We start from the raw sequence: 13,156 nt of genomic DNA on the forward strand, positions 1-13,156 counted from the left end.
CAACCGCGCTTCACTTCGGCGACGCCACGCTGCGCGACAGCGGGCTGCCGACCGGAGTGACGTAGAGCACGCACAGCAGCACCGGCGCGGTCCCGATATTGCGGGCGACGTGCGGGTACCGCGGCCCGCTCGGTTCGCGGAAGATCCGCCACCGCCGATAGGTGACCGGCGCGCAGTCCGCCCCCGGGTGATCGAGCGTCCCCCGCGCGACGAGGACGAACAGCGTCCCGTCGTGATAGTGCCACCCGCTGGAGCCGCCGGGTTCGATGATCGTCTGGCGCAGGATGAACGCCCGTCGTCCCACGGCGAACCGGAAGAGGACCCGGCTGGCGGTCCCGTGCGCGGGCGCCGCGTTGGCCTCGAATGCGCGCCACATCCCTCGATCGAATCATTTCCGCTCGACTACTCCAAGCCTTCCGCGATCCGCGCCCGGATGTCGTCTGTACCGGCTGGGTGGGTCGTCGACGTCCGCTACAGATCTGTTCTGGTCGGGTGGCAGGCGTAGCGGTTGGCGCAAGCGGGCGGCGGCGGCTAGCTTCGAGCTATGCCGGCTGGTGCGCCTGAGGTCGAGGTATTCGAGAACGCCCGGCCGCGACTGGAGGCGATCGCGTATCGCCTGTTGGGTTCGGCGAGCGATGCCGAGGACGCGGTGCAGGATACGTTCATGCGCTGGCACGCCGCCGACCGCGCGTTCGTCGAGACGCCCGAGGCGTGGCTGACGAAGGTGCTCACCAATATCTGCCTCAACCAGCTCGCTTCGGCACGGGCACGGCGAGAGGCATATGTAGGCCAGTGGCTGCCCGAGCCGATCTTTGCCGGGGACCGGATGCTCGGCCCGGCCGAGACCGTCGAGCAGCGCGAATCGGTGTCGATCGCGATGCTCACCCTGATGGAACGACTGTCGGCCAATGAGCGCGTGGTGTATGTGCTTCGCGAGGCATTCGGCTACGCGCACAACGAGATCGCCGAAATCCTCGATATCACCGAGTCCAACTGCTATCAGATCTACCGGCGCGCGAAACAGCGCGTGACCGGCGACCGGACCCGCGTGGAGATCGATGAGGCCGCCGCCCGCAAGATCGTCGACGAGTTTCTCGCTGCCGCGCTGAGCGGCAACACCGACTCGCTGGTGCGGATGTTGACCGACGACGCGATCAGCGCGGGCGACGGTGGCGGCGTGGTCTTCTCGCTACCGGAGCCGATCACCGGCGCGCTGCGGGTGGCGCGATTCCTGCGCCGTCTGTTCGAGCCGACCGTCGACAAGTGGGCGGCGATCGGCGGTCGCGCCGCTCTGTTCGACGCGGTGGCCAATGGCGTGCCCGCGGTGGTGATCGTGGTCGGCGATCGGGTCGTCGGTGTCATCTCCCTGGAGGTGACGACCGACGGGATCGCGGCCGTCCACACCCAGGCCAACCCGAGCAAGCTCGTCCGCGCGACGCGCCGCTGGGCGATGTCCGAGCACGGGAACCCCCTGGTCGACGTATGGTGACCTAGATCACACCTCCCTTCTGTCAGGTTCCGCGCCGCTGTCCGGTTCAGGAAGCGAACACCACCCAGACAGGAGTGAGACCATGACCCACCACATCGTCGTTCTCGGCGCCGGTTACGCCGGAGCCAACGCCGCAGGCCGCCTCGCCAAGCGGCTGCACCCCGCCGATGTCGAGATCACCCTCGTCAACGCCGATCCGGAGTTCGTCGAGCGGGTCCGCATGCACCAGCTGGCCGCAGGTCAGGAGCTGAAGACTCGCGAGCTGGCCGATGTCTTCGCCGACACGGGCGTGCGGGTTGTGACTGCGCGGGTGACCGCGATCGATGTCGACCGAAAGGTGGTCGACATCGATGCCGCCGATGGCCGCCGTGAGATCACCTACGACACTCTCGTTTACGCCCTCGGCAGCGCCGCCGCCGACTGCGGTGTGCCCGGTGTGGCCGAGCACGCCTACGACATCGCGGGCAAGCAGTCCGCGCTGCGGGTGCGCGAGCGTCTGGCAGACCTGGCCGCGGGTGCGACCGTGCTGGTGGTCGGTGGTGGGCTCACCGGGATCGAAGCCGCCACCGAAATCGCCGAGGCTCGACCGGATCTCGCGGTCGCCCTCGTCGCTCGCGGCGGCCTCGGCGACTGGCTGAGCGCGAAGGCCCAGCAGCACCTGCGCAAGGCGTTCGACCGGCTCGGCATCACCGTGCACGAGCACACCGACATCGCCCGCGTCGAGCCGACCGGCGCCGTCACCAGCGACGGCCGCACGATCCCCGCCCGAATGACTCTGTGGACAGCCGGTTTCGCCGTGCACCCGATCGCCGCGGCCACCACCCTGCGGGTGTCGGCGACCGGGCAGATCGTCGTCGACGACACGATGCGGTCGGTCTCGCACCCCGACGTCTACGCCGTCGGCGACGCCGCGCTCGCCCCCGGGGCGAACGGCGAGCCGCTGCGCATGTCCTGTGCTTCGGGTGTCCCTTCGGCCTATCAGGCCGCCGACGCCATCGCCGCACGTCTGACCGGCCGAAAGATCTCCGGCAATTCGATCGGCTACACCGCCCAGTGCATCAGCCTCGGCCGCCGCGATGCCGTCGTCCAGTGGGTCACCCCCGACGATCAGCCCAAGCCCTCCGCCCTCACCGGCCGGGCAGCCGCGCGAGTCAAGGAACTCATCTGCAAGAGCGCGGCGTGGAGCATCTCGCACCCGACGTCGATGCTCCCGTCTCGCCGTCGTCACATCACCGCCGCCGAGCCGATCCGCACCCTCACCGCGTGACGCCGCGCTCGGTACGGGCCGTGTCGGACGGGACGATCCGACACGGCCCGCCTACCTCCGCCGCAAGGAGACCGGACTCGGCCGGATCATCTCCGCGCCGTCGCGGCTCGAGCGCGCTGCCGACCAGCCCACCTGTGCAAGGAGTCGCCGTCGTAACAGTCACGAAGTATGCGCCAGAAGCGCTTCCAGAACCGCATGATCGGCGGCGGGGTCGCCGACGGCGATCCGAGCGCTGCCGTCCGGATAGGGCTTCGCGGCGATCCCCGCGCGACGCAGGGCGGTGACGGTGCCGGGACCGGGGACGAACAGGAAGTTGGCGCGGCTTTCCGGTATCGCGAATCCGCGAGCCACCAGTGCGGTACGGAGCGCGTCTCGCTGCTCGGTGATGCGGAGGGTGCGCGCGGCGAGTTCGGGTTCGGCGGCGTAGGAGGCGGCGACCGCGGCCACCGCCGCCGCGCTCAGCCCGAAGGGCAGTTGCAATTTGCCCACCCGCGCGATCAGTTCGGTATTGCCGAAGGCGTAACCGATTCGCAGTCCGGCCAAGCCGTACGCCTTCGAGAAGGTCCGCAGCACGAGCAGGTTGGGGTACTTCGCGACCAGTGCCAGCGGGTCGACGTACTCGGCCGCACCGAGGAATTCGACGTACGCCTCATCGAGAATCACCGGAACCCGTGCGGGCACATCGGACAGGAACGCCTTCAGCGCGTCCGCCGGAATCACCGTGCCGGTGGGATTGTGCGGACGGCACACCACGACCAGTGCGGTGCGCCGGTCGATGGCGCGGCGCATCGCCCGCAGATCCTGGTCCCCCGACGCGTCCAGCGGCACCGCCACGGCGACCAGGCCGGTCATGTCGGCCATGATCGGGTACCCGTCGAACGTCGGCGCGCTGTAGACGATCTCCGTGCCCGGCGTGGTCAGCGCCTGCAGTATCTGCAGGGCAACCCCCGTCGCCCCCGAGCCGACCACCACCTGATCCGCCCGCACATCCACATGCCGGGCGATCAGCGACGGCAGCCGATGCGGCAGGAACTCCGGGTATCGGTTGGCCTGTGCCAGCGTCATGTGCACCGCCCGCAGCACCGAAGGCAACGGCGGGAACGGGTTCTCGCTCAGGGTGAGGTCGAAACGGGGCGGCACCCGGGGCGCGGGGTGCCTGCGGGAGGGCCGGGTGCCGTCGACGACGCGCACGCTCATCGCGCAGCTCCCCAGCGGACGGCGGCCGCGCCGGCGAAGTCGCCCGCGTGCGCGAACCCCGCCATCAGGACCAGCGAGCCGTTGGCCAGCCGACCCGCCCGGTTCTCCACGTCCAGGGTCACCGGGATACCGGCTGCGAACAGATTTCCGCAGGAGTCGAAGGTGTCGGGATGCCGCTGCGCCGGAAGCTCCAGCGCGTCGTGCCAGTTGCGCAGGAACAGCCGGTTCGGCTGGTTGGTGACGAAGGTGTCGACGTCGCGTCCCCGCACGCCGAGCCGATCGCACACCGCGAGGGCGACTTCCGGAACCAGCCGGTTGCCCCTGGCGAACACCTTGGTGACCTTGGACTCGGTGAAGCTGACGCACCCCTGTCCCTCGCCCGGCTCCCAGTACTTGCGCTCGCCGTTGGTAGAGAACTCCATGTCTCCCGCGAACTCGGGATAGGTGCGGCATTCGACGTCGAGGATCGGAGCGCTGTCGTCCTTCCGCAGCAACCCCACTCCGCAGCCGTCGCCGGGCACCGGAGCCTGGGCCAGCTTACGGATCTCGGTCTGGGTGAACACCGGTCCCGCGCAGTTCTGGCTCGCCGCGATCAGCGCGGTGCGCGCGGAGGTGGTTTGCAGGATCATGCGGGCCATCGCCATCATGTGCACGAACGCCGCGCACCCGCCGTTGTGCAGGTCGTAGACGTAGGAGGGACGGATGCCGAGCCGCCGGGCCACCTCGGGGCCGCTGCCGAGCACCGGATTGTCCGGCAGCTGGGTGTGCGTGAGCAGGACGTCGACCTCGGCGATCGCGTCGGCGCCGTTGCGTTCGATCAGCGGTGCGACGGCGCGCTCGACCATGTCCACCGCGGTCTCGTCGCGCGCTACGTGGTGGCGGCCCTTGGGCGCGCGGAACATGACGTTCTTGGCCATCCGGTCCGAGCGGGCGAACTGGGTGAAGTATTCGGTGCCGACCGGTTCGCCGGGTAGATACGAGGACACGTCGACGAGGCTGACCGGGGGTAGGCCGGAGGTGTTCTGGTGCATAGCGCGTCTCACTTCATCCAGTCGGGCTTGATGGGCAGGCCGTGGGTGGCCCGGTACTCGCAGATGGCCTTGAGGTTGTCCATCTCCAGCTGATGACCCGCCGAGAACAGCTCCCAGAAATCGCCGACCCAGACCTTCCGCTTCGGCGGCGCGGTCTCCGGGTAGGGGTTCTCGTCGTAAAACGGGTGCTTGCAATTCACCCACAGGACAACCGAACCCGGCTTGTCGAACACCACTCGCGCGTCGACCACACGCAGCAGGTAGATCATCCATAGGTGCCGTGACTGGTCCCAGGCGCAGTGGTAGTCGACGGTCATGGCGTCGGGGTTCGCGACGGTGCGGGTGAAGATCTTGGTATCGGCGCCCAGCCGGTCATAGGCCAGCCACAGTCCGGGTTCGTCGGTCTCGGCGAACCCGCGCATGCTGTAGGTCCACTCCTCCAGCGACCTGGTGTCGGCGAGGTATTCGTACACCTCTCGCGGCGGTGCGGCGATATAGCCCTGCACCGGGCAGTATTCGCCGTAGATCTGGTCGTGTGGGTACACCGATCGCAACATGTCCATGATGATCGGAGTGGCGGCGTCCTTGTCGAACGTCTCGACGCGGATCACATTCGGCAGACCCTCCTCCGGAATGTCGCTGAGGGCGGGCAGGGAAGTCGCGGTCACGGGGTGCTCCTCTCGGCGGGCGCAGGCGCTGCGCCCGCACGGGTTGGGCGAGTGTGGTTCATCGGGCCTTCCCGGATTGCTCGACGGTGGTCAGGAAGGGCAGGAACGGAGGGATCTCATCGGGGTCGCATTCGATCGAAAGGAATGACGGACCCTCGGTTTCCAGGCAGCGTCGCAGCGCTGCGGCGAGATCGCCGACGGTGTGCACCGAGAACGCGGGCAGCTCGGGGAACATCGCGGCGACGCCCGCGCCCAGGTAGGCCGGGCGAAATCGGTTGAAGCTGTAGCGATCCCGGTAGTACAGCTGCTCCCTGGTCACGCACATGGCGTGCGCGTTGTTGTTCAGCACGACGAAAGTGACCGGCAGCGCGTGCTCGATCGCGGTGTGCAACTCCATACCGTGCATGTAGAACGAGCCGTCACCGGCGATGACCACCGTCCGCCGGACGCCATCCGCTCGCGCGTGCCGCGCGAACGCGGACCCGATGCCCGCGCCGAACGCGTAACCCATCCCGCCCATGCCGAGGGCGACCACGAACCGCCCGTCGCGTGGGACCCGCAGATGGTGCACGACGGCCGCGCCGGTGTTGCCCGCGTCGGCGAACACGTCGGTGCCTTCGGGCAAGACGGCGTCGATCGTCTCGACCACGTCGCGGTAGCGCAGGCCGGGACCGGAGGAGGCGGGCACACGCAGGGAAGTCAGCGGTTGCGCCGCGAGCACGCGTTCGGATCCGGTACTGCCGTCGTCCAGATCGTCGGCGAGTTCGGCGAGCGTTCGCGCGAGATCGGTACTGGTCGCGTGGACGGCGGGCAGGTAAGGCGGTGCCACGCCGATGCTCGCGACCGCGCGTTCGGCGAGCGCGGTCTCCGAGCCGGCGCGGGCAGGCACCGGCAACCGGGTGCCGACCAGCAGGCACAGTGCCGAGGAGCGAATGGCCGCCGTCAGCTCGGGGTGACCCATGCTGCCCGCGACACCGCAGAAGGCGGGATCGGTGTTGTCGTAGGTGTCCTTCGCGTCCGGCGCGACGCCCACCGCGGCCTCCAGCGCGGTGGCCAAGCGGGCCAACTCGCCGCGTGCGTCGTCGCGCGCGACCTGATCACCCGCGATGATCACGATCTTGCCGGTGTGCCGGGCCGTGGTGAGCGCGGCGCGTACGCGAGCGATTCCGGCGTGGTCGGACCGGTGGGTTCGCGGACTCGGCCGAAACGGGGCGACGTTGCCCAACTCGGCCTGCTGCACGTCTTTGGGCAGCAGCAGTACCGCCGGGCCGCCGTGCCGGGCGGCCAGCATCGCCCGGTCCAGCTGCTCCGGCAGATCCGCGGCCGATTCCACCCGTGCGCAGTAGGCGCTGACCGCGCCGAAGAGGCGGACCGCATCGATGGTCCCGGCGCGTCCGCTGGTGTCCTGGAACGCGCCGTTGCCCTCCAGGGTGGTCGGCGGCTGGCCGACCAGTGCGAGTACCGGCACACGCGACGCGAACGATTCGGCGAGTCCGGCGACGAGGTTCATCGCACCGCCGCCGGAGGTCGCCGCGACGACGCCGAAGCCGCCCGTGCTGCGGGCATACCCGTCGGCCATGGTGGCCGCGGAGAACTCGTGTTTGGCGACCACCCCCGTGACGTACTCCGGCGCGTCGAAGATCGCGTCGTACAAGTCCTCGATATTGGCGCCGTCCACCCCGAAGATGTGCCGAACGCCCAATGCCGACACCGCTTGCACCAGATGGTCTACGACCCGAGTCCGCATCGGCGCTCCTTTCCGCTGACGATGAATCGACTGCGTACAGGAGTGATACGGGCCGGACCGCCGAACGGTTCAACGCTGCTTCAGTTGAAGGTGAGTGACACCTTGCGTGTACGTATACATCTACGTATAGTCGGAGTATGCCCAACAAGACGATCTATGTTGCCGATGACGACCTTCCGCTGTTCCAGCGCGCGCAAGAGTTGGTCGGCGGCAACCTCTCGGGTGCGGTGGTCACGGCGTTGCGCCGGTTCATCGAACTCGAGGAGGGTCGGCTGGAGGGCTACGACGAGATCGTGGTCAAGGTCGGCCGCGACGGTGTGCGCCAAGTCCGCTTCTCCGGCACTCTGCTGGGGGAGTGGCACGAGGTCAACGATACGCGGATCGAGCACATCCAGGTGTATCGCAGCCGCAAGGGCAAGTACGTGATGCACGCCCAGTATTCGAACTGGGACGAATATCCCGTCGACGCGGGCGCGAATTGGCTCAAGGACTGGCGGGATCCGAAGAGCTGGCGCCGCCTGCTCGGCGTCGGGCAACAGGACTGGGGTGACTTCGTCTTCGTCGTGGTGGATTCCCTCGACGAGTTGAAAGGGCAGCTGCCCGACAAGCTCTACCGGCGGGTTGCGGACGTGGCCGGGGGGCCGAAGATCGAGGACCTCGACATCTAGCCGCCGCACAATCCGCGATCCCCCGCGGGGCAGTACCCCGCAGGGGATCGCCGATCGATCAGATGGTGCCGGCGAGCAGCACCCGCCCGGTATTCGCCGCGCGGATCTCTACCGAGCGGACCTGATCGGGTGCGCCCTCGATGGTCCGGTCGATGGTCAGCTCGGTGCCGGGGCCCGCCGGCCACTCGTCGAGTTTCTGCTGCTGGCCGCTGGTGCTGGTGACGTACAGCGCGAGATTCGCGCTGTAGCGCAGTTGCTCGCCCGGTGGATAGCTGCAGGACATCACCACCCGCGTCCGGTCGCCCGCCGGGACGAGCTTGAAGCTCGCCGAGACCGGCGTCGGCTCCAGCGGAGTCATCTGGCGTTCGACGAAGGCCTGCTCGCTGGTGCCCGGCTCCTGCGAGTCGTTCGATCCGGACACCGAGATCGCGATCGGGACCGCGATCGCCACCGCGGCCGCGGCCGAGGCCACCGCGATGCCGACCGACGTCCACCCGCTGCGGCGGCGGCGCCGTTCGGCCGCGTCGGCGAGCCGGGGTGGCGGTGGCGGTGGCGGCATCGGCGGGGGAGGCGGGGGTGCCGCGGACTCGCCGGTTCGCGCGGGCGGCTCGATCATCGCGAGCGCGATGTCGGTCTCCACGAGCGCGAGCATGCCCGGCAGGCCCGCGAGTTCGGCCACGGCGCCCCGGCAGTCGTGGCAGGCGGACAGGTGGCTCTCGTATTGCAGGCGCTCGTCGCGGGTGAGGGAGCCGAGCACGTACGGGGCGTCCCACGTGCTGAAGTCGTCGGTGATGTCCGTCATTGATTCGTCACCCCCATCTCCTGTAGTGCCAGGCGCAATGCGCGCATACCGTAGTGCATCCGGGACTTCACCGTGCCCGGCGGGACGTCGAGTTCCTCGGCGATCTGCTGTGTGGACAGTCCCCGGTAGTAGGCCCGTACGATCACCTCGCGGTGGTCGGCGCTGAGCTTGCCGAGCGCGTCGGCGACCAGCCAGCCGTCCAGCGCGCGATCGGACTGGTCCGGGGTCGCCCGTTCGGGTGGGTTGTCGGTGCGGAACTCGCGCCTGCTGCGGGCGCTGCGGTGCTCATCCACGGCGAGATTGCGCGCCACGGTGAACAGCCACGCTCGCGCCGACGTGGTGGATTGATCCAAGACGTTCGGTCGTTGCCAGGCACGCAGCAACGTCTCCTGCACGATGTCCTCCGCGCGTCCCCGGTCCCGAACCAAGCCGAGCGTGTACCGCCACAGCGGGGCGGCGTGTTCTCGGTAGAGAGCCCGCATCAATTCGGACTGATCGCCGGGTGGGCCCGTCTCGCCGCGTACCTTGCGCACAACTGGATACCTCTCCGCTCGAATTGCGGGGCCGGTCGGTGGGCGCACCCGATGCGTCACCCATGCTCTCGCCGGTTCAGTTGTCGTGTCTCATGCCGTGTCTCCTTCGGTCTCTTCGAGGAGTACACGGTCTCAGTTGCGTTCGAGTTCAATCGGGTGCGTCGCGAGCAAGGACAGCGGGAGCGGCTGACGGCGCAGCACGTGCGCCCACAGGTCCGGGCGGCCCGTGCTGATCGGGTCGGACGGCAGGGCCGACACCACGATCCAGTCGTCGTTCTCCAGCTCGCCCTCCAGTTGCCCGAAGGTCCAGCCCGCGTAGCCCGCGAAGATCCGGATGCCCTCGACGAGCGGGGCGACCCGCTCGGGATCGGCGTCCAGGTCGACGAGGACGACCCGTCCGTCGATACGCCGCAGCCCGGGGACGCCCTCGATGCGCGCGCCCACCCGGACGGTGCCCAGGCACAGCGCGGCGTCCCGTTTCACCGGGCCGCCGATGAACAGCGTGCGTGGCGCCGCGACCGCGTCCGTCCAGCGCGGCAGCACCTCGTGCACGGCCGTATCGCTCGGGCGGTTGAGCACCACGCCGAGGCTGCCCGCCTCGTTGTGCTCGATGATGTAGACGACGGTGCGCCGGAAAGTGGGTTCGACCAGTTCGGTGGCCGACACCAGCAGCGTCCCGGCACGAACCACCTGCTCGCCGTGTCGGAACTCGCGTCGCCTGCGGTCACCGTGCCCGCCGCGGGTCTTCCGATCGTCCGGGTCTTCTGCGCGTGCCACTCCGACATCATCGCAGCTGTTCGCCCACAATGCGCCTTCTGCGGCCGACTTCTGTGTGCCGGATTTGCCGAACGGGTGGCGGCCCGACGCCGGACGCCCCGTTGCGCTACCGCCGCCACATCGTAGAGTCCAGCTCATGGAACCGCCCGAGGTGCGCCTCGAGAACAGCGACACCGTGTACGACTACTACCGCGATCATCGCCAGAACCGCCTGAATGCATGGGGGGCCTACGCCGTTCTCGGCCGCCGCTACCACCCGCGCGTCACCTACGCCGAGGGCGCGCGCGCCGCGCTCCGCACGGTGATCAGGCAGAACAGGCCGCTGCTGATCGCGATCAACCATCTCTCCGAGAGCGATCCCTACACCGTCGCCGCGGCCGCGTGGCGCAGCGGGCTACGGCGGGTGATCGGCCGGGTGCGCGTGCTGGCCAAGGACGAGCTGTTCGTCGATCCCGATCAGCGGCGCAAGATCGACATGATGGGCGGCATCCCGGTGTTCCGCGGCAAGGACCACGGCATCCGCGCGGTGAACGCCGCGGGCCAGCGCATGATGGACGTCTGCGCGGAGCGGATGGCCCGCGGCGACGGCATCGCGGTCTTCCCCGAGGGCACCTGCAACGACGTGGACCCGGCCCGCGTGCAAGCGGTGGGCAGCGGCATCGGGCACATCGCGTTCCGGGCGATGAAGCTAGGCGTCGAGCCAGTGCTGGTGTCGATGGCACTGAGCTACGGGCCGCGCCGGGACCCGGCGGTGCGGCCGACGAAGGAGGACGCCAAGGGGGCCAGCTTCCACTTCGGTGTCCCCATACTCGAGTTGCCGCCCCGGCCCGGGGACATCGCCCGGCTGGTGCGCACCGATCTGCAGAAGGCGCTCGACGCCGCCGTCGCGGCCTACTGAGGGCCTACTGCGGCAGGTTCAGCCGGTCGCGCGCCCAGTGCGGCACCATCGTGAGGTATTCGGGACGGGTCTCGATGAAGTGGTGGACCGTGCGGCACATGGGCAGCGCGCCGAGCGCGTCGTCGCGGGTGCTGTTCAGCGCGGTCTCGACCAGCAGCCGCGCGTAGCCCTGCCCCTCGTAGCGGGGGTAGATCTCGGTGTGCACGAACGCGCGCTCGGAAGCCGTGTCCTGGTATTCGGCGTAGCCGGCGATCGCACCGTCGACGTAGATCTCGAAGCGTTCCAGTGCGGTGTTGTTGCTGACCTCGGTCGACATGGCTCGACGCTACTCTGTGCCCCGGTGTCCGGATAAATCACACGCCCGACCGGGCGGAATCCCGCCACCGACTTGTCTGTCCCGGCGGCCCTGCGCAGAATGCTCTTGGTCGGGTCCGTCGTCGCGCGCGAGCGGGCAGGCTCGGGGAGGTACGAAAATGATGAGGACACCGCGGGTTTCGCGGGTCGCGGCCACCGTCGTCGCCGCAGGCTTGCTCGGGGGATCGATCTTCACCGGCGTCGCGGACGCCGCGCCGGGAATCGCCTTCGGCCGGTGTCCGGAGGGGGCGGTGCCCGCCGATCGGGGTGTGCGGTGCGCCGTCGTCAGCGTGCCGATGAACTACACCGACCCGGATGGGACCACGATCGAGCTGACCGTCAGCCGGATCGCCGCCACCGGCGAGCGGGAAGGTGTGCTGTTCGCCAACCCCGGCGGTCCCGGTGCGGACGCGCTGGACTACTGGGCGCGCCGGGTGGAGGTGTTCCCCGCCGGGCTCGCCGAGCACTACGACCGAATCGCCGTACAACCGCGCGGTCTGCGCTGGTCGACGCCGCTGGAATGCGGAACGAGCACCAAGAGCGAGCAGGGCCGGCAGGTCTCCCTCGGCGGCGGCAACCGCGACGAGATCAAGAAGGCCTGCGACGCGGCGCAGCCCGGTTACCTGGAGGCCATCACCACCGAGAACACCGCCCGCGACATCGACGCCGTGCGCGCAGCGCTCGGGCTGGAGCGGATCGGTTACCTGGGCACGTCCTACGGCACCTATCTCGGCGCGGTCTACGCGGCGCTGTTCGGCGACCGGGTGGACCGGATGGTCCTGGACTCCAACGTCAACCCGGATTGGGTGTGGACCGAGGAGTTCGCCCAGCAGCAGGTCGCGGGCAAACAGCGCCTGGACGACTTGTTCGCCTGGATCGCCGAACACGACGACGAATACCACCTCGGCGACACCGCGCTGCAGGTGTATCGCAACTGGGTCCGGTTGGCGGCGGCCCAGGGCGGCGGCTGGTACGCCAACCTGACCCCGCCGCCCGCGAGCGTCGGCGACCTGCCCGGCGCGCTGCCCGAGCCGCTCGCCGAGATCGCCAGGGACGGCTACACCGGCAGCGTCGAGCAGCTCGGCAAACTGCAGAACCTGTTGCGCACCTTGGTCAGCGGCGGAGTCTCCGCGCAGGTGCCGTTGCTCGGCGCGACCACCGTGGCCACCTATACCCGCACCTTCTGGCCGGTCTTCGCCCGCGCGATGGCCGACGCCGCGGCCGATCCGGCGAACGTGCAGCGCCTGCGGGCCATCGAGGGCGCAACGTCGACCGACCCCACCGGGCGGTTCGTGTTCAGCGCGATCACCTGCAACGAGAACGCCGTGCCCGGCAGGCCGGAACTGCTCGGCGCCGCGGTCGGCACCATAGCCTCCGGCGGCAACGCCATGGACGCGCGCGCCGACCTGGTGCGCTCGGGAATGGCCTGCGGTTCCTGGAAACCGGTGACGAAGCCGGTGCCGATCACGGGTGCGGCGCTGCGCACCCCGCCGCTGGTGCTGCAGAGCCGTCACGACGCGCTGACCAAATACGAAGGCGGCCCGGCCATGGCCGCGGCGCTGGGGGGCGCGCTGGTCGTCGTGGACGGCGGCGACCACGGCACGTTCGGTCGCGGCAATCCGGCGGTGGACGAGGCCGTGCTCACCTACCTGCGCACCGGGAAGGTCGACATCACCCGGGCCGACCAAGCTCCGCTGCCCGCGAACTGAACGTGCGGCCCGGGAG

14 protein-coding genes are annotated in these 13,156 nt (G+C 69.4%); 5 read left to right on the forward strand and 9 right to left on the reverse strand.

Annotated elements, in window-relative coordinates; all coding sequences use genetic code 11:
* Window positions 1-10: 10 nt before the first annotated feature.
* On the reverse strand, window positions 11-376 hold the full coding sequence (locus tag NA8_RS20420; protein WP_063051972.1) for a cupin domain-containing protein: 366 nt from the start codon (window positions 374-376) through the stop codon (window positions 11-13).
* Between the two features lie 168 nt (window positions 377-544).
* Here NA8_RS20420 and sigJ point away from each other — a divergent pair, with 168 nt between their 5' ends.
* Together sigJ and NA8_RS20430 are read left to right on the forward strand one after the other, a co-directional pair.
* Window positions 545-1,489: an RNA polymerase sigma factor SigJ gene (gene sigJ / locus NA8_RS20425; RefSeq protein WP_063051973.1), complete on the forward strand. Its 945-nt coding sequence runs from the start codon at window positions 545-547 to the stop codon at window positions 1,487-1,489.
* A gap of 82 nt (window positions 1,490-1,571) precedes the next feature.
* Complete coding sequence (locus NA8_RS20430) at window positions 1,572-2,756, forward strand: NAD(P)/FAD-dependent oxidoreductase (protein ID WP_063051974.1); 1,185 nt, start codon at window positions 1,572-1,574, stop codon at window positions 2,754-2,756.
* Between the two features lie 159 nt (window positions 2,757-2,915).
* Here NA8_RS20430 and NA8_RS20435 read toward each other — a convergent pair whose 3' ends face one another.
* From NA8_RS20435 to NA8_RS20450, 4 genes are read right to left on the reverse strand one after another with little or no spacing between them, the layout of a single operon-like run.
* Window positions 2,916-3,953, reverse strand: coding sequence for an aminotransferase class I/II-fold pyridoxal phosphate-dependent enzyme (locus NA8_RS20435; protein ID WP_063051975.1), 1,038 nt, complete (start codon window positions 3,951-3,953; stop codon window positions 2,916-2,918).
* Window positions 3,950-4,984 carry a 3-oxoacyl-ACP synthase III family protein gene (locus tag NA8_RS20440; protein WP_063051976.1) on the reverse strand — a complete coding sequence of 345 codons (1,035 nt, stop codon included), beginning with the start codon at window positions 4,982-4,984 and terminating at the stop codon, window positions 3,950-3,952. The genes NA8_RS20435 and NA8_RS20440 overlap by 4 nt, the downstream gene beginning before the upstream one ends.
* 8 nt (window positions 4,985-4,992) lie before the next feature.
* Window positions 4,993-5,652 (reverse strand): hypothetical protein, encoded by a 660-nt coding sequence (locus NA8_RS20445; protein ID WP_063051977.1) that lies wholly within the window; start codon window positions 5,650-5,652, stop codon window positions 4,993-4,995.
* 58 nt (window positions 5,653-5,710) lie between these two features.
* Window positions 5,711-7,399: a thiamine pyrophosphate-binding protein gene (locus NA8_RS20450; protein WP_063051978.1), complete on the reverse strand. Its 1,689-nt coding sequence runs from the start codon at window positions 7,397-7,399 to the stop codon at window positions 5,711-5,713.
* A gap of 137 nt (window positions 7,400-7,536) precedes the next feature.
* Here NA8_RS20450 and NA8_RS20455 point away from each other — a divergent pair, with 137 nt between their 5' ends.
* Window positions 7,537-8,067, forward strand: a complete 531-nt coding sequence (locus tag NA8_RS20455) for an EXLDI protein (protein ID WP_062973098.1) — start codon at window positions 7,537-7,539, stop codon at window positions 8,065-8,067.
* 58 nt (window positions 8,068-8,125) lie between these two features.
* Here NA8_RS20455 and NA8_RS20460 read toward each other — a convergent pair whose 3' ends face one another.
* The 3 genes from NA8_RS20460 to NA8_RS20470 all read right to left on the reverse strand — a co-directional run bounded on the left by NA8_RS20460 (window position 8,126) and on the right by NA8_RS20470 (window position 10,179).
* On the reverse strand, window positions 8,126-8,869 hold the full coding sequence (locus tag NA8_RS20460) for an anti-sigma factor family protein (RefSeq protein ID WP_063051979.1): 744 nt from the start codon (window positions 8,867-8,869) through the stop codon (window positions 8,126-8,128).
* Window positions 8,866-9,402 carry a sigma-70 family RNA polymerase sigma factor gene (locus tag NA8_RS20465; protein ID WP_439957407.1) on the reverse strand — a complete coding sequence of 179 codons (537 nt, stop codon included), beginning with the start codon at window positions 9,400-9,402 and terminating at the stop codon, window positions 8,866-8,868. The genes NA8_RS20460 and NA8_RS20465 overlap by 4 nt, the downstream gene beginning before the upstream one ends.
* 132 nt (window positions 9,403-9,534) lie before the next feature.
* Window positions 9,535-10,179 (reverse strand): YqgE/AlgH family protein, encoded by a 645-nt coding sequence (locus NA8_RS20470; protein ID WP_084466948.1) that lies wholly within the window; start codon window positions 10,177-10,179, stop codon window positions 9,535-9,537.
* Window positions 10,180-10,315: 136 nt separating this feature from the next.
* Here NA8_RS20470 and NA8_RS20475 point away from each other — a divergent pair, with 136 nt between their 5' ends.
* Complete coding sequence (locus tag NA8_RS20475; RefSeq protein ID WP_063051980.1) at window positions 10,316-11,077, forward strand: lysophospholipid acyltransferase family protein; 762 nt, start codon at window positions 10,316-10,318, stop codon at window positions 11,075-11,077.
* Window positions 11,078-11,081: 4 nt separating this feature from the next.
* Here NA8_RS20475 and NA8_RS20480 read toward each other — a convergent pair whose 3' ends face one another.
* Window positions 11,082-11,393 carry a GNAT family N-acetyltransferase gene (locus NA8_RS20480; protein WP_063051981.1) on the reverse strand — a complete coding sequence of 104 codons (312 nt, stop codon included), beginning with the start codon at window positions 11,391-11,393 and terminating at the stop codon, window positions 11,082-11,084.
* A gap of 157 nt (window positions 11,394-11,550) precedes the next feature.
* Between NA8_RS20480 and NA8_RS20485 the strand changes: the two genes are divergently transcribed.
* On the forward strand, window positions 11,551-13,140 hold the full coding sequence (locus NA8_RS20485) for an alpha/beta fold hydrolase (RefSeq protein ID WP_063051982.1): 1,590 nt from the start codon (window positions 11,551-11,553) through the stop codon (window positions 13,138-13,140).
* Window positions 13,141-13,156 lie beyond the last annotated feature (16 nt).

The organism is Nocardia arthritidis NBRC 100137 (genome assembly GCF_001612765.1).
GTDB lineage: Bacteria > Actinomycetota > Actinomycetes > Mycobacteriales > Mycobacteriaceae > Nocardia > Nocardia arthritidis.

Coding starts and splice junctions, on each gene's coding strand:
- NA8_RS20420 (WP_063051972.1), bottom strand. CDS start 376: ATGTGGCGCGCATTCGAGGCCAACGCGGCGCCCGCGCACGGGACCGCC.
- sigJ (WP_063051973.1), top strand. CDS start 545: ATGCCGGCTGGTGCGCCTGAGGTCGAGGTATTCGAGAACGCCCGGCCG.
- NA8_RS20430 (WP_063051974.1), top strand. CDS start 1,572: ATGACCCACCACATCGTCGTTCTCGGCGCCGGTTACGCCGGAGCCAAC.
- NA8_RS20435 (WP_063051975.1), bottom strand. CDS start 3,953: ATGAGCGTGCGCGTCGTCGACGGCACCCGGCCCTCCCGCAGGCACCCC.
- NA8_RS20440 (WP_063051976.1), bottom strand. CDS start 4,984: ATGCACCAGAACACCTCCGGCCTACCCCCGGTCAGCCTCGTCGACGTG.
- NA8_RS20450 (WP_063051978.1), bottom strand. CDS start 7,399: ATGCGGACTCGGGTCGTAGACCATCTGGTGCAAGCGGTGTCGGCATTG.
- NA8_RS20455 (WP_062973098.1), top strand. CDS start 7,537: ATGCCCAACAAGACGATCTATGTTGCCGATGACGACCTTCCGCTGTTC.
- NA8_RS20460 (WP_063051979.1), bottom strand. CDS start 8,869: ATGACGGACATCACCGACGACTTCAGCACGTGGGACGCCCCGTACGTG.
- NA8_RS20475 (WP_063051980.1), top strand. CDS start 10,316: ATGGAACCGCCCGAGGTGCGCCTCGAGAACAGCGACACCGTGTACGAC.
- NA8_RS20480 (WP_063051981.1), bottom strand. CDS start 11,393: ATGTCGACCGAGGTCAGCAACAACACCGCACTGGAACGCTTCGAGATC.
- NA8_RS20485 (WP_063051982.1), top strand. CDS start 11,551: ATGATGAGGACACCGCGGGTTTCGCGGGTCGCGGCCACCGTCGTCGCC.